The organism is Chitinophaga dinghuensis (genome assembly GCF_003259435.1).
Taxonomy (GTDB): domain Bacteria; phylum Bacteroidota; class Bacteroidia; order Chitinophagales; family Chitinophagaceae; genus Chitinophaga; species Chitinophaga dinghuensis.
In genome coordinates this window covers 367,303-391,679 of record NZ_QLMA01000001.1, presented here as the reverse complement: position 1 = coordinate 391,679, position 24,377 = coordinate 367,303, and the positions used below count along the sequence as shown (strand labels likewise).

Sequence of the window (24,377 nt, the reverse complement as noted above, 5' to 3'; positions counted from 1 at the left end):
AACCAAAGTCGCTATTCATATAGCAATCACATCCATCGAAATTTATAAAACAAGGACTTTCTGAACATTTTCCCCGTTTTCAGGTACTTCGTTACAAATGCCTGCTCCTCCTCAATACGAGGTTTGATCTTGTCCAGCAGCTGTTTAGTATCATTGACCTGCTCCTGCTGCCTGCGCTCCTCCAGCTGAATATCCTTTATCATGGCATAAATCTTCTCCAGATCGCCTGCCATACCATCCACCCAGTCACGAATCTCCTGATCCGATTTGGCAGGAGTAAACTGTTTATTCCTGAAATTGACGTAATCATTGAAGTTGCTTACAAGCAAATTATATTTACTGTTGGCCGCATTATACCTGTCAATCAATGCGTTCTGTGATTCCACTTTCTCATTATGACGAGTTACTTCCAGCTTCTGCAACAGGTAACTCAATTCGGTAGACAAATAAACATTACTCACGCCAAATCTGCGGATACGTTCAACAGCACTCACCACCTGCGCATTACTATCCAGCTTTTGCCACATGGCAATTGAATCCTCATATGCAAAAACAGGACGTGTAGCCGCCACCGTTAACTTGTTCTCCTTAATTTCATCATGGCGGAAGGGATGATCCAGGAATTGGTACATCGGATCATAGGGTACATGCGTTTTTACAAATACCGCCGGCGCCACCATGAAGTATTTCCAGGTGAAAGAAGGATAGAATTTATTACCGCTTACACCCCCTGCCGCCCAGGTCGGGTCTATCAACGACCATTTATTATCCGTTTTCACGGCTACCCAGGCGTGACTGCCATCGGCACTTAATTGCCCCCCGTTTACGGTATAACCGGTTACGAAAATGGCAGAAATTCCCGCTTTTCGGGCAATTTCTATAAAAAGTGACGCATACCCATAACAGATGCCTTGCCTGGTACGCAGGGTTTTCGAGGCTGCATCTGTGGTGTCTTTGTAATACTGCGGATCGTAAGTATTGCGGGTATCGTAGGCAATATTTTTACCAATCCAGGCATAAATAGATTTTAAGGATTCTGTCTGATTTTTACTGTTGTTCTTTAACCAGTCAGCTATTGCCGTAGTGGATAGCACTTCCGTATCAGGGATGGTATTATAGGTTGTTACCGGGTTAGCTACCGCTTTAGGTTTAGTAGTTTGTCCTTGTGCTACTGCTACAGTCAGCAAAACGCCGGTAATCATGGCGATTACTCTCATATACTCTTAAAAATTGGCTACTAGCTTGTTATGATGGAATAGGAACTACAAATATCAGTAATACATAATAATGCTACCATTAAAACTGGATGTACGGTTAACGTTGGACCAGCTTTCTTTTGGTTAAGAAGTCTGACATAGATTTCTGGCTGTTTTCCAGGCTGCTAATCATGGACTTCATTCTGTTTACAAAATCATTTTTATTCGTCTGCATCTCGGCAGACATAAAGTTCATAGGGCTTACAGCGGCATGAATATCTTTCGCCTCTTTGTTTAGGTTAGTCAGCCAGTCCAGTATTTCCTTGTCAGATTTGGCCGGTTTCATTCCTCCATTTACATAGGCACTGTAAGCGTTTAGATTGCTGACTAATTTATTGGAGCGATCCACTAATGCACGATATTTTCCGGTGATGCCACTGATTGAATCCGAGGCATAAGCTGCATAAGGCATGGATTGTCGGAGATACTGCGCTTGTTCCCGTTGCAATTGATTGATGATACCATATTTTTCCAGTCGCTGTAATCGGCCGGTATAAGATTGCAGCATGTTTTGTTTCGAAAAAACGAGGAGACTATCTTCAAAGTTGATGGCTGATCGTTTCGATGCTTCGGACCAGGTTTGGTCTCTTAATTCAGCTGGCTTTACGGGATGTGTAAGATATTGATAAACAGGATCAAAAGGAACGTGTGTGAAGATGGCTTTGTCCGGTGAAATGAGGAAGTTATCCCAGTTAAATCCGAATGCAAATTTGTTGTTGTCATCCACGGAGCCTGTTCCCCAGGTGGGATCAATGATATGCCATTTGTTGTTTAATTTGATGCCTAGCCAACTGTGGCCACCATCCAGGGCTAGCTGTCCGTTTATGTAAACATATCCGGAAACCAGGTGTAAAGGGATGCTGGCTTGTTTGCATACTTCATAGAAGAGGGAGCAATATCCCTGGCAAATGGCTTTACGGGAGGTAAGGGTTCGGACAGCCGCCTCTAAGGTGTCTTTATAGACATCTGTTCGGGAAGTCATCATGACTACATCATAGGTGATATGGTGCCCTATCCAATGATAGAGCGCTTTTACCGCCTCATAATCATTCGGGGTATTCTTTTTCAACCATTGGCCCATTGCCTGCGGGGAAACGGCGGCGTTATTCGGAATGGTGATCACTGCGGTGTCCTGGGATGTAGGAACAGGCGTAGGGGTTTGGGCAGACGCGGTTCCGCTGTACTGCAGTAGTATCAGGAGGAGAAGAGAAGAAATCAGGCACTTCATGGTAAGAAAACATCTGGTATATAAACGAAAAACGTTCCGGTAAGAACCGGAACGTTTTCCAATATGATTTGTTGATGTAAAGGAACTTAGGAAAGTTTTTCTACCTGCATAAAGTTCAGTTCTACTGGAGTAGCGCGACCGAAGATTTTTACAGTTACTTTCAGTTTCTTTTTGTCTTCGATAACTTCTTCGATAACGCCGTTGAAGTCATTGAAAGGACCATCGATAATTTTGATTGTTTCACCAACGATGAAAGGTTCGGACATGGTGAGACCCTGATCGGAGAGTTCATCGACTTTACCTAACATTTTGTTTACTTCTGCTTTACGGAGCGCGATAGGTTTTTCTTTACCGAGGAAGTGGATAACACCGGACACGTTTCTGATGGCCTGTATTACTTCGTCGGTCATTTTCCCATCGATGGCTTCGATCATCACATAACCCGGATAGAAGTTTTTTTCGCGCATTACTTTTTTACCGGCTTGCACTTTATAAACTTTTTCTACGGGGAGGAAGACTTGGGTGATTACGTTACCCCAATCGGAGCGGCGCACTTCAATATCCAGGTATTCCTTCACTTTTTTTTCCTTGCCACTAACAACGCGGAGCACGTACCACTTTGTTTCCTGCGCAGGAGTATTGGTTGCGTCCATATTTGATTAGTGTTTGAATAATTGATAATAGTGAGTTAACACAAAGTTAGAGGCTGCATCCATGCCCCATACCAGAGCTGTTACAAAGATGGTAGCAATCAGGACTATCATGGTAGAGGACTGCAGTTCTTGCCAGGTAGGCCAGGACACTTTGTAAACCAGTTCATGATAAGACTCGCGGAAGTAATTTCTGATCTTATTCATTAGTTAAAATGCGTTTTGTTGGTCAATTTGGATAAAGCCTAAAAAGGTTGAATTGTTCTATTTTTTTAAAATAATAACAATTCAACCATTTTGTATTTTTTAACCTTGCACGGGCACTAGGATTCGAACCCAGATCAAAGGTTTTGGAGACCCGTATGCTACCGTTGCACCATGCCCGTGTATGAACCATTAGCTTTGAGTTATCTCAGCTTTTGACTTCGATAGTCAAAGCTAATGGTTTTATTTAGATTGTGAATCAGATTCACAATATGTAGTCCTTATTTCAGGATTTCAGTTACCTGACCAGCACCTACTGTACGACCACCTTCGCGGATAGCGAATTTCAGACCTTTATCCATTGCGATAGGAGCGATCAGTTTTACAGTCAGAGTGATGTTATCGCCTGGCATAACCATTTCCACGCCTGCTGGCAGTTCAACCTCACCAGTTACGTCCGTGGTACGGAAGTAGAACTGAGGGCGGTATTTCTGGAAGAATGGAGTGTGACGACCACCTTCTTCTTTGCTCAGTACGTAAACTTCGCATTTGAATTCGGTGTGAGGAGTGATAGAACCTGGAGCGCAGATTACTTGACCACGACGGATTTGAGCTTTATCAATACCGCGCAGCAGCAGACCAGCGTTGTCACCAGCTTCACCTTCGTCGAGGAGTTTTTTGAACATCTCAACGCCAGTACAAGTTGATTTCAGGTTTTCTGCAACCAGACCTACGATCTCAACGTTGTCACCAACTTTGATACGACCGCGCTCGATACGACCGGTAGCAACAGTACCACGACCGGTGATAGAGAATACGTCTTCAACAGACATCAGGAAAGGCTGATCAACTGGACGTGGAGGCAGAGGAATATATTCATCAACTGCAGCCATCAGTTCTTCGATAGCACCAACCCATTTTTCTTCGCCAGCCAGAGCACCGGTAGCAGAACCTTTGATAACAGGAACGTTATCGCCGTCGAAACCGTTAGAGCTCAGCAGGTCACGAACTTCAATTTCAACCAGTTCGAGCAGTTCAGCATCGTCAACCAGGTCAACTTTGTTCATGAACACAACGATACGAGGAACACCTACCTGACGAGCCAGGAGGATGTGCTCTCTTGTTTGTGGCATAGGACCGTCAGTAGCAGCAACCACCAGGATAGCACCGTCCATCTGAGCAGCACCGGTAATCATGTTTTTCACATAGTCAGCGTGACCAGGGCAGTCAACGTGAGCATAGTGACGATTTGCAGTCTGATACTCAACGTGAGCTGTATTGATAGTGATACCTCTTTCTTTTTCTTCAGGAGCCGCATCGATCTCATCATAACCTCTCTTCTCTGCCAGACCCTTGTTTGCCAAAATTGTGGTAATGGCAGCAGTCAAGGTAGTTTTACCGTGGTCCACGTGGCCGATGGTACCAATGTTTACGTGGGGTTTATCCCGCTTAAAGGTTTCTTTTGCCATTGTATTTTCTTTTTAGATGGTTTGTAAAGATTGTATTGATAGTTGTTTAATAAAACACGATTTACAAACTTGTACCGCTGATGAGAATTGAACTCATTTCCTTTTACAGTAATATTATTCACTGCAACTGCTCTTCCATAGAGCTACAACGCTAAGTTTAATTTCGGAGTGGGAATTGGTAAATTCGAATTCCGAAATTCGAATTTTATGGAGTTGTTGATGCGATTATTAACTACTCACTACAACTATTTCAAAAAATTCAATGAGCTGTTGAAGAGAATTGAACTCTCGACCTCTTCCTTACCAAGGAAGTGCTCTACCCCTGAGCTACAACAGCTTGAAAAATTGCATCTGATTAAAAATGCGAGCGGGAGACGAGGCTCGAACCCGCGACCTACAGCTTGGAAGGCTGTCGCTCTACCAACTGAGCTACTCCCGCATTTTAATTCTACTTTCCAGATAAACCGGAAAACGAATTAATTAATTAAATTAAAGAACATAAAGGCTGTTGTACCACAGGGTGGTGATGTTAACGACTCACCTGCCATTTCACAACTATGTTCCGCCTCTGCTAAGGCAAAGGCGGAACACGCCGTTTGGTGGGCAGGATAGGATTCGAACCTATGAAGTCGTAGACAGCGGATTTACAGTCCGCCCCATTTGGCCGCTCTGGAACCTGCCCTAACAATTTTTTCTGATCTTTGATTTTCGTTGTCCGGATACCGTTAGTACCCGAACAACTTAACCAAAACGATGAGCCAGCAGAGGGATTCGAACCCCCGACCCACTGATTACAAATCAGTAGCTCTGGCCAACTGAGCTATGCTGGCATCTTTCAAAAAACATTCTTTCAATTAAGTAACTCGTTGAAAGAGAGCGCAAAATTAAGAGTTTTTATCAATTCTCCAAATCTTTTTTTTAGTTTCTTACAAATTATTAAAAAATCATTTGTTTCCGCTAAAACGCCCTGCTATAAAGAACTTTGCTACCTTTTACCGATCCCTTTTTGTAATCGGGATGGCAAAGGTAGCAAAGGAATTGATATTTCCAAAATTATTTCAAAAAATTATTGAAGTTTTTTCTCTTTACTGCGTTTTACCTGGTTGATTAATGAGTCAAATGCTAGGTCAAATGACTCCTCGAAGGATTTAGACTCGTGCTTTACAAACAAGTCCTGTCGCGGTATTCGGACTCTTATCTCCGCAATTTTATCTTTTATCTGATGCGCTAAATTGTCCAACTTTAGAAAAACATCCACGCTTACTATTCGATCATGGAACGTGTTCAATTTCTGAATTTTTCTGTTCACGTGATCAATCAATTTTGAATCAGCATCGAAATGCACAGTTTGAATTTGAACGTTCATAGCACTAATTTTTTTAAATTTTAACAATCTGTGTACTAATGGGTAATGCTTGGCTATAGGCATTCTCTTTAGTGTGAAAGAACTTCTTGTACTAATATACTCACTTTATCTATTCGCTGCTACTATACCGCGTAATATTTTGTTAAAATGAAATTATCTGCCTGATATCTAACATATTCAACACTATAAACAACCTTTTGTTACGCTTCCTGCAATCGCCCGCCCAGACTGAGCTCAGCACTCCTCAAGGACCGCTGAAAATGCTGCGTTCAGCTCTCATTTTCAAATAGCTGATCAGACCTGTGCATCCGTGTCTCCCTATCACATTGCCACATATTATCTGTAATTCCGGCTGTTCCCCAACAGAGAAACAATAGTCGTGCCCAGGATTTTATCCGTTTCCGGCCGGAATATAAGCGCTAGCAGCAGATATGTATAAAACGGAAGAAGGGGCTGAAATTCAGCCCCTTCTTCCGTTTTATACATACGCCACCTATGCTTTCGGGTGCGCCTGTTTATGTACTTCTTTCAGTTTGCCAATGGTATTATGCGTATACACCTGCGTAGCAGCGAGGGAGGCATGTCCCAGCAGCTCCTTTACCGCATTGAGGTCCGCGCCATTATTGGTAAGATGGGTAGCGAAGGTATGTCGCAGTAAATGCGGACTTTTCTTCTTCAGCGTAGTAATCTGATGTTCTGTCAGGTATCTTCTGACGGTGAGGTAGACATACTTGGAATACAGCTTCTTTCCTGTGTGGGGATGTACAAAGAGTACCTTTTCCTCAAATCCTTCCAGGTGCGCTCTCTTTTCGGACTTATAGTCCTCTATCAGTGCAGCTAATGCGTTATTGATGGGAATCAGTCGCTCTTTACTCCCTTTTCCCAGCACTTTGATGGTGAGATTACGTTTATCTACTTTGAATTCTTCCAGGCCTATTAATTCAGACAAACGGATGCCCGTCTGATAAAACACTTCGAAAATGAGTCGGTGTGTACGTCCTTCAAAATCGTCTGTGAATATGATGGAGGAAGTCAGGGATACGGGGCTGACATTTTCTTCCAGGGCGCGCATACCTTTTTCATCAATAAATCCGGGTAGGCGTTTACTGATTTTTGGGGAAATGACTTTCACCATTGGACTTTGTTTAATCAGTCCTTGCCGGAGGCAGTATTTGAAGAATGATTTAAGGGTAGAGATTTTCCGGTTAACGCTTTTGGCCGTCACGGATTTATCCATATTGGTTGATAGCCATTCGCGTATCATAATATGGGAGATATCGGTGAGGATGGTACGGCCAAATTTGGCGGTAATAAAGGAAAGGAATTGGGACATATCGCTGCGATAGGCCCTGCTGGTATGTTCAGAATACCGTTTTTCGAGCTCCAGGTGAGTCAGGAAACGCTCGGATAAGGAGTAGAGTTCTTCGTTCAACACAAAAAGATTGATGATTGTAAAGTTATTAAAAACCTTACAATCATCAAATATTTTGAGTTGCTAACGAATAAATTAGCAATAGGAATTATCCTTCAATTTTACCAGAAGCCAACTGTTGTTTATAAACTGCTTTCAGCACTTCATTACGACGTTTAACAGAAGGTTTGGTAAAAGACTGGCGTGATCTGAGTTGCAGCAGGATGCGAGCTTTCTCAAATTTCTTCTTGTACTTTTTCAGCGCCTTGTCTATGTTTTCGCAATCTTTAGAATCAATTATCAACATAATTTTTGCCTCTTATTTTTAGGAACGCAAAGATAACACAATATTTTTTAAAACCAAAAAGGATCTATTTTTTTCTCTCAATCTTCTTCACCTCCTTCTTCACCATAGAAAATAACCCATAAAAGCAGGTCAGGGCTGAAGTTCGTGAATTGATGTTCGGCGCCTGCGGGAACGAAGAGGAAGTCACCGGGCCCTACCTTAACCGTTTTTTCTTCGAGGGTAAAATCACCGGATCCTTTGAGTACAATATAGATTTCGTCCTGAATATGGGGTTCCTGATCATCCAGTTCTTCGGGTCTGAAGATAATGCCGCGCATGCTGCCATGTTCAAAGAGCACTGCGAAATCATCTTCACTTTTCTTTAGCTGTTGCATCGCTTCAGCAATAGATACATGGAACCTCATAGATAGAACTATTTGGGTGATCGGATTGAAATCGTCAATTAAATTATGATTTTTCGGCCGATTAGCCAAAGAATGACCGGAGTTGCCGCGGTACACAAAGGCGCAAAACTGCAACGGGCATCATCTTGTGCCTTTGTGTACCGGTTTTCAGGCATGTACTAATTACTTTGAATTAGTAAGTTGGGTAAATGGGCAGCTTTTCTGCCGGTTTTGCCTGATTTTTCCCGTTTGCTACGGTTACCTGGTGGTCACGGTAATAACTGCTAATTACCGGGATCAGCGGGCAACCGGGCAATAACGGGGTTGTTCTCGGAAACGTAGGAAAATCCGGAAACAAGGAAATCTGGATAGCTGGGAACAGATACGGAATAGGGCGCCCGATCTGCTCCCGCAGATAAAGACTGCGGGCATTCTTCCCGCAGTAAAAAATCAATGAAATGACACGCATTCCGGAACGAAATGGCGCTACCTGTGGAATTTACTGCCTGAAGGGCAGTATGTTGGCAACAGGTTACTTTATTTAGTCTTTTATTTTCTTTTTCAACATGCTCACCTGATCCTGCAGCTGGCTCACCATATCTGCCAGGTGATTCACGCTCATACGGCTTTGCTGACTGGATTTGCTGACGATGGCATCTGACTGCCAGAGTTCCAGCACATCCTCCATTTCTACCGCATAAGGCTCGAATTGATTGTTGTCGGAGACGAGGGTAATCTTCGATTTAGAGCGGTTGCTTTTTACGATACGTTTAAAAACAATACCACCGCGGGAAGTGACTACCACGTATGTTTCATTGTTTTTAATTTCTTCCCAGCCATCTACCTTATGGCAGACAATTACAGATCCGGAAGTTACCGGCAGCATAGAATCCCCGGCTATTTCAAAGGCTCTGTAATCGCCGGCGCCCAGCATTGGCAACGTGAAGGTGTTCAACTCTTCGATGAATTCCTCATCGTTATAGCCTGCCAGATAACCTGCAGCAGCTTTTACCGGAACAAAGGTGATGGACTGCCTGCTGCTGCCCAATTTTTGCTGACGACGTTTTTCCAGGAAGTTATCCTTTTGGGAACCCAGATCTCTGCGAAGCAGATCATCTATTGTTACCCGGAACATATCGCTGACCTGTTCCAGCACTTCTGTTCTCGGCTCCGCACGCTCTTCTTCATATGCGCCGAGCAGGGAACGCTTGATGCCAAGTTTATCGGCAAACTCTTGCTGCGTCCAGCCTTTTTGCTTACGCAGATATTTCAAATTCTGGCATACTACGGACATAACCTAAACAATTTAGTACTTTGCTAACAAAATTAGCAAATATTTTTATCATTTACCAAATATATCTGCGAATCAGAACTTATTTTTGCCCGGATTAATCAACTCACTAACTTATGTTACTTGTACATTCCATTTTGAGATGGGCAGTACTGCTCACAGGTATCTGGGCCGTCATCCGTGCTTACAAAGGCGTTTCTGGTAAAACGCCTTTCACCGCTGCTGATAATAAAGCAGGGCTTTTCTTTATGATCGCCTGCGATATCCAGCTGCTGGTTGGAATTATCCTGTTCTTTACGAGCAGTCTCGTTACTGCTGCCCGCGCAGATATGGGCGCAGCTATGAAGGAGCCTATTCTCCGTTTCTTTACGGTAGAACATGAAACGCTGGCCATCATTGCCATTGCACTGGTACATATTGGTAAGTCTAAAGTGAAGAAGGCAACCGATGCAGCCAAAAAACACAAACTGGCGCTGAACTTCTACGGCATTGCCCTGGTGTTAATTCTTATTATCATCGGTCTGGTAATGACTAAAGGTCAGAGAGGGTTCTATTAATCCGTGTAATTACTCCCAAAATAATAATGGCGGCCTTGTCAGAGCCGCCATTTCTTTTTATGTATTGACCACTATTAATCGTTTCTTGTTAACCCTTATCCTCATTTGCCAATCGGAATGAGTATATATAAGGCAATATCGGAAGTATAAATGATGCTACAAATATAACAAATACTCCTGTTATGAGCGACATGAAAAATGCCCCTGCAATCAATACAATGCCCACCGCTGTCCATAAGGAGCTGGCCATCATATGTGTTTTCTTCCATATTTCCGGATCCCTAAGCGTCCAAGGTGTACGCACCCCTACATAGTTATTGGGCTTTAACCCCTTCAGATATAAGCCCACACCCGTTATCAGCAGACCTATTCCAATAAACGCCCAACGCTCCATCGCATAAGTATGACTCGTTTGCACCATGAAAAGAACAATAAATGCGATCGCTGAAAGAAATATCTGGATAACAAATCTAACCTTGTAATATTCCCGGTGCATTAACTCCGGATCGGAAACCGACTCATCGTCTGTTCTTGGCAAATACCTGAACAAGAAATACATTAGGGCATTTGTAAAAAAGACAAATATCATAAGCAGCAGGAAGTCCTCTTTCGTCTTTATTTGCTGCTGAACAGGCTCTACCGCCTGCCCGAACACATCCGGTATATTCCTCCATATCACTCCCATGTAAATGAGCGGCGCTACAAATAGTAGCAGGAGAAGAAGCTCTTTGCGAAGATCTGTTTTTGTCATAGGAACCTGCTTTTGAAAAGATGAGTACGTTCAATGCCTTTCTACCTCATTTTCATATGCTTAACTAATTACAGATTAAATCCCCTATATGTTGCAAAATTACAAAATTCATTCCGTTCCCCGCCTTAAATACTAATTATTTTAGTAAAACTAAAAATGTTAGTATATTTGAAGTCCCGCTACTGTGCGGGATATACAGCACCTAACCCAACTTTTCCCTGAAACGATTACATCACTTTAAATCTGTGAGTTATGATATCGTTGCAACAACGCGCCATTGCGCATCTCGACCTTGATTGTTTCTTCGTTTCTGTAGAATGCCAACAGGATAGCAGCCTGATTGGCAAACCCCTGCTTGTAGGCGGCAGTAGCGACCGCGCTGTTGTAGCTGCCTGCAGCTACGAAGCCAGACGCTACGGCATCCACTCTGCCATGCCCATGAAAACCGCACTACGCTTGTGTCCACATGCCATCATACGCAGTGGAGACATGGAAGCATACAGCAATAAATCCCGCGAAGTCACCGAAATCATCGCTGACAAAGCCCCCCTCTACGAGAAATCCTCCATCGATGAATTTTATATCGATATCAGTGGCATGGATAAATATTTCGGCTCCCTCAAATGGACCACCGAACTCAGGAAAACAATCATCAAAGAATCCGGACTCCCCATCTCCTTTGGCCTCGCCTCCAACAAACTCGTATCCAAAGTAGCCACCGATGAAGCCAAACCAAACGGTCAACTGGAAATCATGTTCGGTGAAGAGAAATCATTTCTTGCCCCACTCAACATAGAAAAAATTCCCATGGTAGGGAAAGAAACCGCTGCACAACTACGCCGGCGCGGCGTAGAAACCGTGAAAACGCTCAGCGAAGTACCCGTTTCCCTACTGGAAGCCTGGATGGGAAAAAATGGTATTTCCCTCTGGAAAAAAGCCAACGGCATCGATGAATCTCCCGTAGTTCCCTACTATGAACAAAAATCTATCTCTACTGAAAGTACCTTCCCCATCGATACCATCGATATGGAATTCATGCACGCCGAACTGGTACGCATGACAGAAAAAATTGCCTTCGAACTACGACAACAGGATAAACTAACCGGATGCATCACGGTGAAAATCCGGTATTCCGACTTTGAAACCGTTACCAAACAGCTATCTATCCCCTACTGCTGCTCCGACCATATCCTATTGGAAAAAGTAAAAGAACTCTTTAAAAAATTATATGACCGCAGGTTGTTAGTGCGACTCATAGGCGTACGGTTCAGTCACCTCGTACAAGGGAATTATCAGATCAGCCTTTTTGACGATACCCAGGAAATGATTGCGCTATATCAGGCCATCGATCAAATTAAAAACCGCTTCGGATGGGATTTTCTGATGAAAGGCACCAATGTACTTCCCCCAGATAAGAAGCTGCTGGCCCGAAAACGAGACATCTCCCCATTTCATAAAAAATAAATCAGGCGACTAACCAATAAAAGAAAATTGTCAAAAACCACATCATGTACCTGAACTGCAAAACATTTTTCAGCCTGCGATATGGCACCATGCACGTTGAAACACTCATCCGGGAAGCAAAAGAACTCGGTATCACCACCCTTGCGCTAACCAATATCAACATCACTTCCGATGCATGGACCTTTGCTACTGAATGCAGGGAGCAAGATATCAAACCCGTACTGGGACTGGAATGCAGAAATGAACATACCCTCTGTTATCTATTGCTGGCCCGCAATCAGAACGGCTGGTACCATATCAATAAATTTCTTTCCTATAAACTACATACCGGAGAACCATTTCCCGAACAAGCCCCTGAATTGCCGGATACATTCGTGATCTATCCCTGGGGGTCTCGCTCCCCGCATACATTGGCGCCGCATGAACTTATGGGCGTACGCGTAAAGGATATCAATAAATTATTCCGGATAGACACTATTGCACTGAAAGATAAACTGGTAATCATGCAGCCAGTGAGCTTCCAGGATGAACTACATTATGAATTACACCAGGTGCTGAGAGCCATCGACCAGAATATCCTGATATCCCAGCTTTCGCCCGAAACCTACGCTGCTCCTGATGAAACTTTTATTCATCCCGCCGATCTCGTGGAACATTTTGAAAGATATCCGCATATCGTGGAGAATACGCTGGCAGTACTGAACGCCTGCGAGGTGGAAATGCAAATGAATATCCCCCGCAATAAAAAAATATTCACCAAAAGTGTGGAAGAAGACCGTAAACTCTTACGGGATCTTGCTTTTGAAGGAATGATTTATCGCTATGGCACCAATCATGAATCTGCCGCCGCCCGCATTGAAAAGGAACTGGATATCATTGCAAAACTCAATTTCGAATCCTATTTTCTGATCACTTGGGACATCATTCGCTTTGCCCAGGAAAAAGGATTTTTCTATGTAGGTCGCGGTAGCGGCGCCAATTCCATCGTAGCATATTGCCTACGTATTACAGATGTAGATCCCATAGAACTGGATCTTTATTTCGAACGGTTCCTGAACCTCTATCGCAGCTCTCCGCCTGATTTTGATATCGATTTTTCCTGGAAAGACCGGGATGAAATCACTACCTACATCTTTAATAAATATGGGCCGGAACATACGGCGTTATTGGGCACTGTCACTACTTTCCAGACACATGCCATTGTCAGGGAACTGGGGAAAGCATATGGACTACCGAAGAAAGAAATCGATCGTATCCTGCAGGGAGGCTTTAGTGTGAAGTTGGATGAAGATAAAATACAGCGAAAAATTCTGCACTTCTGTCAACTGATGGATAACCAGGAAAAATCATTTCCCAATCATCTCAGTATCCATGCAGGCGGCATTCTGATTAGTGAGTCGCCTATCCATCATTATTGTACCACCTATCTGCCGCCAAAGGGCTTCAGCACAGCGCAGATGGATATGTTCCAGGCAGAAGCCATCGGGTTGTATAAATTCGATATCCTCAGTCAGCGAGGACTTGGGCATATCCGGGATGCCATTGATCTCATCAAACAAAATCATGATGTAGACATCGATATCCACAATGTAAAAGCTTTTATGGTGGATGAACAGGTGAAAGCCAATCTGCGCGGCGTGAATACTATTGGGTGTTTTTACATTGAATCTCCTGCTATGCGGCAGTTGCTCACCAAATTACGCTGCGATGATTACAGATCGCTGGTAGCCGCCAGTTCCATCATCCGCCCTGGTGTGGCCCAATCCGGCATGATGAAACAATATATTGAACGTTTCAATAACCCGAAATCAGTAGTATACCTCCATCCCGTTATTGAGGAATTACTGAAGGAAACATTTGGTATCATGGTATACCAGGAAGATGTTATCAAAGTGGCGCATAAGTTTGCCGACATGGAACTGGCCGATGCAGATCGCCTGCGAAGAGCCATGGCAGGAAAATACAGAGGTATGAAAGACCTGGAACAGATACAGGCAAGGTTTTTCAATAATTGCGATGCCAAAGGTCATCCCCGGCATGTGAGTGAGGAGGTATGGAGACAAATTGCCAGCTTTGCCAATTTTTCCTTCTCTAAGGCGCATTCTGCGAGCTTTGCTGTGGAGAGTTACCAAAGTCTTTATCTCAAAACCTACTACCCTGCTGAGTTCATGGTGGCGGTGATCAATAATTTCGGAGGATTTTACAGCAGGGAACTGTATTTCAACCAGCTAAAACAAACAGGTATTCAGTTACATGCCCCTTGTATCAATCAAAGCGACTATCTCACCAATATTCATGGTAAAGAAGTATATGTGGGCTTTATTCACATCGAGGGGCTGGAATTCGCGCTGGTAGAGCGACTCCTGGAAGAAAGAAAACACAACGGGCCTTTTGTAAGCCTGGAAGATTTTGTTTCCCGCGTAGGCCCCGGGCCGGAACAAATGGAAATTCTTATTCGTATTGGCTGTTTTCACTTTACCGGCTATACGAAAAAAGAACTGCTGTGGAAAGGTAGTCTGCTAGCCAAAGCCCGTGAAGTCAGACAGATACATCACCTGCCATTATTCAGGCCAACGCCGGTAGATTGTACGCTTCCTCAACTTGCCTATCATGCGCACGAAGATGCCTTTGATGAAATTGACCTGCTGGGGTTCCCTTTGCAATCCCCCTTCAGTATATTACAGCATGAACAATCCACGTATACCCCTGCCCGTGATTTTCATCAATATATTGGTAAGGAGATTATGACGCTGGGCTATTATGTGACCATGAAAATGTTGCGTACCTCCAAAGGAGATCCGATGTGTTTTGGTACTTTCCTGGATGCGGAAGATGAGTTTGTGGATACGGTACATTTTCCGGACAGTTTGCGGCAATATCCTTTCCAGAAGGGCGGATTTTATATCCTGCAAGGGAAGGTCGTATCTGATTATGGCGTTATTACACTGGAAATCAGCTGGATGCGAAAAATCGGTTATTTCGAAGATAAAAGCAATTAATACGACAAATTGTTGTATTTTTGCGACAAATGTCGGTTATGTCAAATTTCAAAGGATATCAGGTACAGGAAAATGCCTTGTTGATTGATACAAGTCATGCCAGTCATGCGCTGGGTGGCGGCTATTTCGATTTCATTGCATTGTCCCGTAGTGGCATTATCAAACGAGCATTATTAAACCTGAGCAGACAGATTTCATTTTCATTGACGGAGTTGGCGCAGGTCGTACATATATCAGAGAGAACATTACAGCGTTATGCGGATGATGCCAAGCTATCACTGGATACCAGTGAGCGGGCGATAATGCTTTCCGCGCTGTACCAAAGGGGCACCGAGGTATTCGGTGATCTCGAAAATTTCAAGGAATGGATGCGTACTCCGTTGCCGGCTTTCAACTATCAACTCCCTATTTCGCTATTAGACACTACGTTTGGTTTTCAGCTCATTCAGGATGAACTTGGCCGCATAGAACATGGCTTGTTTGCATAGCATCACCTCGATATATTACTCATGAACGTTTACAGGATCAGTAAGTGTGCCTACATTAATGATCTGAGCGGAACTGGTGCGCGCCTGTATGGTGGCCGCTGGAACAGCAAAGGGCATTCTATTGTATACACCGCAGGCTCCAGGGCACTGGCAGCATTGGAAGTACTGGTGCATATTCCGCTGAAAAACATTATACAAGATTTCTGCATCGCAGGAATCCATATTCCCGACAACATAGCCATCAAAACCCTCACGGAGAAAGACTTACCAGGCAACTGGCAATCGCTCGCCCCATTGCCGGAATTGCAGTGTATCGGGGACGAGTGGATAGCAACAGCTAAATATGCGGTGCTGAAAATTCCGTCTGTGGTAATTGCTGACGAATATAATTACCTGATTAATCCGGAACATCCGGAAGCGCAGGGAATCATCGTCAGTGAAACAAAACCTTTTCTTTTCGATCAGCGATTGAGCAAGTCATAACCTGCTGTTTCACCGCATTATTTTTTTGATTAAAGTAAGACAGCCGTCCCTAGGGACGGCTGTCTTACTTTATAAAATCAGGTCAGGGAATTCTATTCCAGACCGAATAAGCCTTTATTCAGCAGTTGCAGTGTTCTGTCTTTTAACTGGGCATTCACCAGGATAGAGATATTGTGTCTGCTACCACCATAAGAAATCATGCGCAACGGCACTTCTTCCAGAGAAGAGAACAATTTGGTGATGATAGAAGGAGTAGCTGCCACTTCGTTACCAACGATGGAAACGATCGCCTGCTGATAATCCAGTTCCACAGTACCAAATGGCTGCAGTTCTTTCACGATCTGATCCAGATGATGCGGATTGTCGATCGTCAGGGATACTGCTACTTCAGAAGTAGTGATCATATCAATTGGCGTGCGGAATTTCTCGAATACTTCGAAGATTTTACGCAGGAAGCCATAAGCCAGCAACATGCGGCTGGATTTGATTTTGATGGCGATGATGCCATCTTTCGCAGCGATAGCTTTCACACCGTTACCGTTAGGCAACTCAGTAATGATAGTACCTTTTGCTTCTGGCTGCATGGTATTCAGCAGTTTCACCGGAATGTTGAAATGCTGGGCAGGCCAGATAGAAGCAGGATGCAGGATTTTAGCGCCAAAGTACGCCAGCTCCGCAGCCTCATCGAAAGACAGTTGTTCGATGGGGAAGGTTTTCTTTACTACGCGAGGGTCGTTGTTGTGCATACCGTCGATATCTGTCCAGATCTGCACTTCATCCGCCTGAATGGCTGCACCAATCAGAGATGCAGAGTAATCAGAGCCACCGCGTTTCAGGTTATCCACTTCTCCTCTTGCATTACGGCAGATATAACCTTGTGTAATGAACAGTTTTATATCCTTGTTTCTATCAATCAGGGAGGTGAGTTTAGACTTAATTTTTGGAATTTCAGGTTCTTCGAATTCATCGATGCTCATGAAATCCAGTGCTGGCAACAGTCCTGCTTTAATGCCTGCTTCTTGCAGGAAAACGCAGAACAGGCGGGTAGACAGCAATTCACCCTGTGCCAGAATATCCTTATTCAATGCTTCATTGAAGGAAATCTTCAGGATAATATTCAGGAATTCGAAGTGTTCATCAACGATAGCCTTCGCGTTGGCACGGCCAGCCTCGGTCTTGACCAGCTCCTCACAGAAAGAACGATAGTGGCCTTCCAGCTTATCGATCTGCTTCTTAGCCTGGTCCTTCTTACCTTCTGACAATGACTGGCTAATTTCCACGAGGGAGTTAGTAGTACCTGACAGTGCTGATAGCACTACAATTTTCTGATCATCATCTGCGGTGATCAGCTGTGCTACCGAATGCATACGCTCTGGTTTTCCCACGGAGGTTCCACCAAATTTTAACACTTTCATCTGAATAGAATTGTATATAAATGATTGAGAATATTTTAAAAATTAAGTTTAAACTTCGCGGCAACTTCCTGTAAATCCTTGACTACAGGGGCCAGCACCGGAATACCATTTTCCAGGCGGTGTTGCTGCATTTCTCTTTCCGGATCACCAGGAATCAATACTTCCTTACCTGCTATGGGTGTAGCTGCGCGGAAGCGGGTAATCCATTTATCCATGTGTTCCTTGAATTCATCTGCGGGGCGGAAAGCATCTACCCGCATAGCTCCGAAGAAATGTCCCAGGCCTTCTCCTACAGGATCTGGCGCCAGTGGCAGAAAACTTACAAAAGGAGGCGCCCACGGACCATAGTTAGCTCCTGAAAGCACGGCCGAAAATATATCAACAATTGCTCCCAAACAATACCCTTTATGACTTCCATGATCTCTATCGCCACCCAATGGCAATAATGCGCCACCATCTTTAAGCTCATGCGGATTGGTACTTGGCTGTCCGTCTTTGTCTTGAATCCAACCGTATGGCGCTTCTTCGTTCTTACGTTGCAATATTTCCAATTTACCATTGGCTGCAGTAGTAGTAGCGAAGTCAGCCACAAACGGCGGTTGTTCTTTTGCGGGGATGGCTACTGCGATGGGATTGGTACCCAACATTCTTTCTTTGGAGAAAGTAGGCGCTACCAGGGGACTGGCATTGGTCATAGCCATACCGATCATATCCTGATCGAGTGCCTGCATCGCATGATATCCGGCAATACCAAAGTGGTTGGAATTTTTCACGCTCACCCATCCGGTACCTACAGCCGCAGCCTTCTGAATGGCTACCTGCATAGCAAAAGGCGCTACCACAAGACCAAGTCCGGCATCTCCATCTACCACAGCAGTACTGGGCGTTTCGTGGACAATGCGGATATTCGGTTTGGCATTAATCCTGCCAGCTTCCCAGAGGCGTACATACCCGGAGAGTCGCGCTACCCCATGAGAATCGATACCCCTGAGATCCGCTGCTACCAGTACTTCGCTGGCGAGGCGTGCGTGTTCGAGAGAACAACCCATGTGTACAAAAACCTCATGGGTAAATTCCAATAAATGATGATATGAAAATGTTTTTTCCATGGCAAGAAAGCTGAGATACGTACTAAATTCAATACTGGCTTATGCTTGAGCGGTAGGACCGCCAAAGTTCATTGGCAGGGAAACTGGCTCCTGATCCTGAATGGTGCCGTGTACGGATTCGTATTTCTTGATATTCTCCAACATAGCCTTCATGAAACGTTTGGCATGTTGCGGTGTGAGTATGATTCGGGATTTAACTTTTGCTTTAGGCAGACCTGGCATCACATTTACAAAATCTACTACAAATTCTGCGTTGGAATGGGTGATGATAGCGAGATTCGCGTATTGTCCTTCTGCCATTTCTTCACTCAACTCAATATTAAGTTGCTGTTGTTCTTCCTGCTGATTTTCCATGATTTATAGTTTAGCGGTACAAAAATAAAAAAAGAGGGCTCAAATGGCCCTCTTTTTTTATCAGTAGTGAAAATCTGTTTATTGATCCCACCAAACTTTGCTGTAAAGTCCCAATTTGGAATTCACGTTAGGTGCATTATAGCTGAGCTCCTGCTGTGGATAAAGGAACCTGCGAGGAATCTGGGTACCGGCAATCGGAGTAAGCGAAGGTACACCTGTTCTACGCCAGTCGGTAAACACCTCAGGGTTCAGGTACATGGCAAAATATTTTTGTGTCATGATCTGCGTGAATGCAGTGGCAGCAACATTGGACAGCGTACCATTTGCAGCGATATAAGTAGCCGCATCGGCATCTGCCACGCCATATTGCTTCATCGAAGCGGCGATACCAGCCTGGTATGCAATGGCTGCCTGTGGCAGGTTACCCAAGCGCCAGTAGGCTTCTGCCTGGATGAACAGCTGTTCAGGATAAGTAGTCAGCGGAACTGATCCAGCAGGATTGAAATAGTAGTTCTTATTCAGACCACCGCCGGAAACATCTATCAGTCTTGGATACCTTGGGTCATTGTTTGCCTGTAAGGTAGTAGACCAATAGCTGATATCATATGCCAGGTATCCACCACGGCCAGTTTCAAACTGATAGTAAGGGGCGTTGGATGTTGCGGCAGAACCAAAGGCCACCTGGAAATTATCATCATTACTGCTGAAACCACCGGCTGCAATGGCATCCAGTGCTTTCTGAGGGGCAGTGTTATCGAATTTGGATACATGGATATACAAACGGGCCTGGAGTACTCTTCCCAGTTGCATCCATTTGTTGATATCGCCGCCAAATACGATGTCATCTGCTCCTGGTTCAACAGTTCCAGGCAGCGCCTGACGTAAGGCCAGGTTAGCAACGGCATCTGCCAGCAATTTCTGCGCAGCAGTGTAGATATCCTGTTGTTTGTCGTATTTAGGCTGTAATTTATCTAACCCGTTGAATGCTTCAGAATAAGGAACATCGCCCCAATAGTCAGAAACAGTGGTGATAGAATAAGCCATCAGGATTTTAGCGATACTGCTGTATGGATTATAACCGCCATTTCCTTTTGGCGAGTTTACAATCATCAGCTGCAGATTCTTCATGATGGAAGAATAAACAAGCGACCAGCAGTTATCAAAATCCTGCGTGGAGAAGATGTAGCTGTTATAAGCTTCGAACTGTCTGTCCACACCAGTGATCTGTTGTGCAAACATGCTACCGAAGCGGGAAAAATCACTTCCGAAAGTATAGCCCATAGCCACTTCCGCAGAAGGCAGCAAGGCAGATGAAGACACAGACACCGGGTTATTCGGGTCTTTGTTGATGTCAGGATCTACAAAAGCTTTTGAGCAGGAGAACCCTGTAAACAGTGCACATCCCAATAACCCTGTAGCGATAATATTTCTGAATTTCATACAATCAACATTTTAAGAATTAAAGACTATTGGTATTAAAGGGATAATTTCAGCTGTAATGAATAGTTCTTTGTAGAAGGCGCAGTGAAATAATCCAGGCCTTGTGCGTTACCAGCACCAGTCAGACTTCCATCAGGGTCTACACCAGTGTATTTGGTATGCAGCCAGAGGTTTCTTCCTACAAAACCTATTTCCAGTCCTTTAATGAATTTGGTAGCACCCAACAGTTTAGGGTTGAATTTATAGAACAGGCTTACTTCACGCAGTCTTACATATCCTGCATCTTCGATGAATGGTTCAGCAACAGGGCCGAAACCACCACCATTACCAGTATACCAAGCCTGGCCCAGTACTGCAGTAACATCGTTGCTTTTGCCTGCCAATACGGTATTTCCGTTATCATCCAGGTGACCTGCTACGCCTTTGAAGACAGTAGTAGATCCTCTGTTCTCTGTTTCTTTGGCACGTCCGTAGGTAACCAGTGCACCACGTGTACCATTCCACATTACGCCCCCTTTCTTAATATCGACCAGGGCATAGAGGCTAAAGTTTTTATAAGAGAAGGTGTTTCCGATACCGGAGATCCAGTCAGGGTTAAAGCTTCCGAGAGAAACGCTCTTAGACAGGTCAGGAATAGGGAAACCGTATTTACCAGCGCCTTCAGAAGGACGGTCTTCAATCACCATGTTGCCTTGTGCATCGCGGAGATATTTGTTACCGAAGATGGCGCCATAAGGCTGACCTTTCATTGCGCTGGCAACAGCGCCGGTATAACCACCCAGACCGACTTGGTCTACACCAGGATACAGTTCACCTACGAGACTGCGGTTGGCTGCCCAGTTGATCATGATATCCCAGCTGAAATTGCGTGCTTTGATTGGAGTAGCATTTATCTGTACTTCCACACCATGGTTGGTGATTTCACCCGCATTCAACACGATGCTTCCAAAACCGGTAGTACTGGAAACAGGTACTGCGAGAATCTGGTCGATAGATTTTTTACGGTAGTAAGCAACATCAACTCCGATGCGGTTTTTGAGGAATTTCAGTTCCACGCCGGCTTCAAATTGCTTGATTCTTTCCGGTTTCAGATTAGGGTTGTTCAAACGGGAGCCACCAGAGCTGGTAGTACCATTTGCCATGAAGCCACCTATGTTACCATTAGCAGTGGCAAATGGGAAAGTGATACCACTGGTAAAACCATCCGCAAAGAATGCGCTTACATAGTTTGGATACAGGTAATAGATAGGAGCATCGTTACCTACTTCCGCATAAGATACGCGTACTTTACCGAAAGAGAGTACGTTACTGTTTTTCAGTGCATTCAGTTCACTGAATACCCAGCCTAAATCGATAGAAGGATAGAAGAAGGTGTTGTTATCTCTTGGCAGTGTGGAGCTTTTATCCACGCGTCCGCTGGCATGCAGGAATAATTGATCTTTATATGCCAGACGCAGATCCCCGATATTGGATGCTCTTCTTTGTTTGAACACACCTTCAAAAGCGAGAATATTTACTGCATTGGAGAGGTTATTGAAGTTCTGGAAAGTAAGGTTATTACCTGTTGGCGCGATATTCTCTTTATAGAAGCTATAAAGGTTATTATCGTACATGAAAGTCATGTCCAGATCTCTGTTCAGTTGTTTATGGAAAGTAAGGAATAAATCAGAGTTCAGTATTCTATTCAGGTACTGGTCTTCCATAATCATACCGGTAGGTTGTATTGCAGAATACAGTGGGTAAGGCTGTTTGCGTCTGTCGGAGTAAATATCGCCACCTACACGGTAAGAGATATTCAGCCATTTAAACGCATCATAGCTGATAGTAGCTGATCCCATTACGCGGTTTACTTCATCTTTAAACTGTTCGTTGTTGATGGACCAGTAAGGGTTATCAAAAACAGGCGTGTGTACGCCGTCGCCGCCGAAGCCACTGAAGGCGCGCTGAGAGCCCTGGCCATCAGGCAGGATGTACGCTCTTGGATCGGTAGGACTAGTAGCGCCATTTTTATTATCAAAGGTGATAGGGGTACGGTACAGACCCAGACCAATACCGGAAACGCCACCACCCTGAGGGATACGTGTACCACCGGAATTGATATAAGCGATAGTGGCGCTGGAAGACAGTTTATCTGTCATTTTAGAGTCAGCGCTTAATCTTACAGTTGTTTTATTGAAGGTGCTGAGTGGAACAACACCATTGTTTTTCTGGTTGGATAAAGACAGACGATAAGAAGTTTTATCATTACCGCCAGACAAAGCAACAGAGTTATCATAAGTATGACCTGTTACGAAGAAATCTTTTACGTTATCATAGACCCTAACAGGAGCGCCTGTACCATGAGGATCTTTATGTCCTACAATAGTAGTGCTGCCTGGTTTGGAAGGATCTGTAACATCATTTAAATAGGTGAGGTTACCCAGATAGCTCCAGAGATAATTACCTGGATTATTAGGATCGTTAGGATCAGAAGTATTGTTATAGTAGGTCAGATTTTTTACATCCGGGCCCCATGAACGCGTAGCAGGAACATCTGCTCCCATATACATACCGTTACTACCTTGTGCATATTTTGTTTGGAATTCAGGCAGTTTATTTACCTGGCTCCAGGTCACAGAGGAGTTTACAGAAACATTCATTTTTCCAGCGGTATTGGAACCTTTTTTAGTGGTGATAATGATCGCGCCATTGGAAGCGCCGATACCGTACAATGCAGTAGCAGCAGGTCCTTTCAATACAGACATAGAAGCGATATCATCAGGATTGAGGTCAATTGCACGGTTGGAGTTTTGTACACCTTGCAGATTGCTTTCAGTGGAGTTAACGCTGTTATCGATAGGAATACCATCAATTACAAACAACGGCTGGTTGTTACCGGAGATAGACTGGTTACCACGGATAATGATGTTGGAAGAGGAACCTGGCATACCAGTGGAGTTGGTAACCTGTACGCCGGCAACTTTACCTGACATAGCAGAGATAACGTTGTCTTTGTTGTTCATCAACTGGTCACCTTTCACTTCCTGTACGGAATATCCCAGTGATTTTTTTTCACGTTTGATACCCAACGCTGTTACCACCACTTCTTCCAGATTCTTATTATCTGCCAACAGTATTACGTTGAGTGCAGAACCGCCGGTAGCGGCTACTTCCTTATTCTGATAGCCTACGCTTCTGAAAATAAGTACGGCACTATTACCATCAATACTGAGTTTGTAATTACCATTTGCATCAGTAGTAGTCCCCTTGGTAGTACCTTTGATTTGAATGGTAACAAGAGGAAGGGGTGCTCCATCCGAACCAGTAACCTTTCCGGCTACCAGTTGCTGCTGGGCATAAGTAGTCATGTTCATCATTGCAAGGAACACAACGAAAAAGAGTAGCATCTTTTTCATAGATGATTCAGATTTTGGTTGAAAAGAAAAAATAACAATTATATGTTTGATTGCTAAAAATCAGATAGTTTCAATCAGAAACTCTAAGCAGGTTACGTTGCGAGACATTTAATATCGAAAGTCAGCATATGATATTTTTTTGTGAGACTAATTTATCCGTCAAAAAAGCAAAAACCTTACAGGTAAATAATTCCAAATTAAAACGGTCAACTAATTACGTGGCTTAACAGAACGCGACGCTAACAAACCCAGTTATATCAAATGCATCTTCAATTGGCTAACACCCCACCTACTAAGTTGTCTGAAAAAGATTGGAGCCTCTTTCATTAACGTTTTAGATTTAGATTTTGGTTGAAT

General features: G+C 44.0%; 21 protein-coding genes and 6 tRNA genes. 5 read left to right on the top strand and 22 right to left on the bottom strand.

The genetic code is table 11. The features are described 5' to 3' along the window. Window positions 1-26 precede the first annotated feature (26 nt). The 16 genes from CLV59_RS01620 to CLV59_RS01545 form a co-directional block, all read right to left on the bottom strand. The gene (locus CLV59_RS01620; protein ID WP_111590252.1) at window positions 27-1,217 is read right to left on the bottom strand and encodes a transglutaminase domain-containing protein; all 1,191 of its coding nucleotides are present in this window, start codon (window positions 1,215-1,217) and stop codon (window positions 27-29) included. A gap of 97 nt (window positions 1,218-1,314) precedes the next feature. Further along, complete coding sequence (locus tag CLV59_RS01615; RefSeq protein WP_111590251.1) at window positions 1,315-2,484, bottom strand: transglutaminase domain-containing protein; 1,170 nt, start codon at window positions 2,482-2,484, stop codon at window positions 1,315-1,317. Between the two features lie 86 nt (window positions 2,485-2,570). Continuing rightward, entirely contained in the window at window positions 2,571-3,137 is a 567-nt protein-coding gene (gene nusG / locus CLV59_RS01610; RefSeq protein WP_111590250.1) for a transcription termination/antitermination protein NusG, read from the bottom strand. Window positions 3,138-3,143: 6 nt separating this feature from the next. Further along, window positions 3,144-3,341, bottom strand: a complete 198-nt coding sequence (gene secE / locus CLV59_RS01605; protein ID WP_111590249.1) for a preprotein translocase subunit SecE — start codon at window positions 3,339-3,341, stop codon at window positions 3,144-3,146. A gap of 108 nt (window positions 3,342-3,449) precedes the next feature. Then, a tRNA-Trp gene (locus CLV59_RS01600) sits at window positions 3,450-3,520 on the bottom strand. Between the two features lie 99 nt (window positions 3,521-3,619). Further along, a complete protein-coding gene (gene tuf / locus CLV59_RS01595) occupies window positions 3,620-4,807 on the bottom strand; it encodes an elongation factor Tu (RefSeq protein WP_111590248.1) in 1,188 nt (395 codons plus the stop codon). A gap of 72 nt (window positions 4,808-4,879) precedes the next feature. Then, window positions 4,880-4,960, bottom strand: a tRNA-OTHER gene (locus tag CLV59_RS28835). A 112-nt stretch (window positions 4,961-5,072) separates the two neighbouring features. Next, window positions 5,073-5,144: transfer RNA gene (locus CLV59_RS01590), tRNA-Thr, on the bottom strand. A 29-nt stretch (window positions 5,145-5,173) separates the two neighbouring features. Further along, window positions 5,174-5,246: transfer RNA gene (locus CLV59_RS01585), tRNA-Gly, on the bottom strand. 158 nt (window positions 5,247-5,404) lie between these two features. After that, window positions 5,405-5,489: transfer RNA gene (locus CLV59_RS01580), tRNA-Tyr, on the bottom strand. Window positions 5,490-5,563: 74 nt separating this feature from the next. Continuing rightward, window positions 5,564-5,637, bottom strand: a tRNA-Thr gene (locus tag CLV59_RS01575). Between the two features lie 236 nt (window positions 5,638-5,873). Further along, on the bottom strand, window positions 5,874-6,173 hold the full coding sequence (locus tag CLV59_RS01570; protein WP_111590247.1) for an HPF/RaiA family ribosome-associated protein: 300 nt from the start codon (window positions 6,171-6,173) through the stop codon (window positions 5,874-5,876). A gap of 493 nt (window positions 6,174-6,666) precedes the next feature. Further along, a complete protein-coding gene (locus CLV59_RS01565) occupies window positions 6,667-7,608 on the bottom strand; it encodes a tyrosine-type recombinase/integrase (RefSeq protein WP_394336924.1) in 942 nt (313 codons plus the stop codon). Between the two features lie 85 nt (window positions 7,609-7,693). Then, window positions 7,694-7,891 carry a 30S ribosomal protein S21 gene (rpsU, locus tag CLV59_RS01560; protein WP_111590245.1) on the bottom strand — a complete coding sequence of 66 codons (198 nt, stop codon included), beginning with the start codon at window positions 7,889-7,891 and terminating at the stop codon, window positions 7,694-7,696. A gap of 77 nt (window positions 7,892-7,968) precedes the next feature. After that, on the bottom strand, window positions 7,969-8,295 hold the full coding sequence (locus CLV59_RS01555; protein WP_111590244.1) for a cupin domain-containing protein: 327 nt from the start codon (window positions 8,293-8,295) through the stop codon (window positions 7,969-7,971). A gap of 520 nt (window positions 8,296-8,815) precedes the next feature. Further along, window positions 8,816-9,568 (bottom strand): XRE family transcriptional regulator, encoded by a 753-nt coding sequence (locus CLV59_RS01545; RefSeq protein ID WP_111590242.1) that lies wholly within the window; start codon window positions 9,566-9,568, stop codon window positions 8,816-8,818. 113 nt (window positions 9,569-9,681) lie between these two features. Here CLV59_RS01545 and CLV59_RS01540 point away from each other — a divergent pair, with 113 nt between their 5' ends. Further along, window positions 9,682-10,122, top strand: a complete 441-nt coding sequence (locus CLV59_RS01540) for a cytochrome B (RefSeq protein WP_111590241.1) — start codon at window positions 9,682-9,684, stop codon at window positions 10,120-10,122. Window positions 10,123-10,210: 88 nt separating this feature from the next. Here CLV59_RS01540 and CLV59_RS01535 read toward each other — a convergent pair whose 3' ends face one another. After that, a complete protein-coding gene (locus CLV59_RS01535; protein ID WP_111590240.1) occupies window positions 10,211-10,873 on the bottom strand; it encodes an SdpI family protein in 663 nt (220 codons plus the stop codon). Window positions 10,874-11,125: 252 nt separating this feature from the next. Here CLV59_RS01535 and dinB point away from each other — a divergent pair, with 252 nt between their 5' ends. From dinB to CLV59_RS01515, 4 genes are read left to right on the top strand one after another with little or no spacing between them, the layout of a single operon-like run. Then, entirely contained in the window at window positions 11,126-12,337 is a 1,212-nt protein-coding gene (dinB, locus tag CLV59_RS01530) for a DNA polymerase IV (RefSeq protein WP_111590239.1), read from the top strand. Window positions 12,338-12,381: 44 nt separating this feature from the next. Beyond that, window positions 12,382-15,336 carry a DNA polymerase III subunit alpha gene (locus tag CLV59_RS01525; protein ID WP_111590238.1) on the top strand — a complete coding sequence of 985 codons (2,955 nt, stop codon included), beginning with the start codon at window positions 12,382-12,384 and terminating at the stop codon, window positions 15,334-15,336. Between the two features lie 38 nt (window positions 15,337-15,374). After that, window positions 15,375-15,824: a type II RES/Xre toxin-antitoxin system antitoxin gene (gene parS, locus CLV59_RS01520; RefSeq protein ID WP_170137616.1), complete on the top strand. Its 450-nt coding sequence runs from the start codon at window positions 15,375-15,377 to the stop codon at window positions 15,822-15,824. A gap of 21 nt (window positions 15,825-15,845) precedes the next feature. Continuing rightward, window positions 15,846-16,307, top strand: a complete 462-nt coding sequence (locus tag CLV59_RS01515; protein ID WP_111590236.1) for an RES family NAD+ phosphorylase — start codon at window positions 15,846-15,848, stop codon at window positions 16,305-16,307. A 92-nt stretch (window positions 16,308-16,399) separates the two neighbouring features. On the opposite strand, the gene CLV59_RS01510 is transcribed toward CLV59_RS01515, so the two are convergent. The 5 genes from CLV59_RS01510 to CLV59_RS01490 all read right to left on the bottom strand — a co-directional run bounded on the left by CLV59_RS01510 (window position 16,400) and on the right by CLV59_RS01490 (window position 24,020). Beyond that, window positions 16,400-17,722 carry an aspartate kinase gene (locus CLV59_RS01510; RefSeq protein WP_111590235.1) on the bottom strand — a complete coding sequence of 441 codons (1,323 nt, stop codon included), beginning with the start codon at window positions 17,720-17,722 and terminating at the stop codon, window positions 16,400-16,402. Between the two features lie 35 nt (window positions 17,723-17,757). After that, entirely contained in the window at window positions 17,758-18,831 is a 1,074-nt protein-coding gene (locus CLV59_RS01505; protein WP_111590234.1) for an Ldh family oxidoreductase, read from the bottom strand. 39 nt (window positions 18,832-18,870) lie between these two features. Further along, a complete protein-coding gene (locus CLV59_RS01500) occupies window positions 18,871-19,185 on the bottom strand; it encodes a DUF3467 domain-containing protein (RefSeq protein ID WP_111590233.1) in 315 nt (104 codons plus the stop codon). Between the two features lie 78 nt (window positions 19,186-19,263). Then, window positions 19,264-20,625, bottom strand: a complete 1,362-nt coding sequence (locus CLV59_RS01495; RefSeq protein WP_111590232.1) for a SusD/RagB family nutrient-binding outer membrane lipoprotein — start codon at window positions 20,623-20,625, stop codon at window positions 19,264-19,266. 35 nt (window positions 20,626-20,660) lie between these two features. Beyond that, a complete protein-coding gene (locus CLV59_RS01490) occupies window positions 20,661-24,020 on the bottom strand; it encodes a SusC/RagA family TonB-linked outer membrane protein (RefSeq protein WP_111590231.1) in 3,360 nt (1,119 codons plus the stop codon). Window positions 24,021-24,377 lie beyond the last annotated feature (357 nt).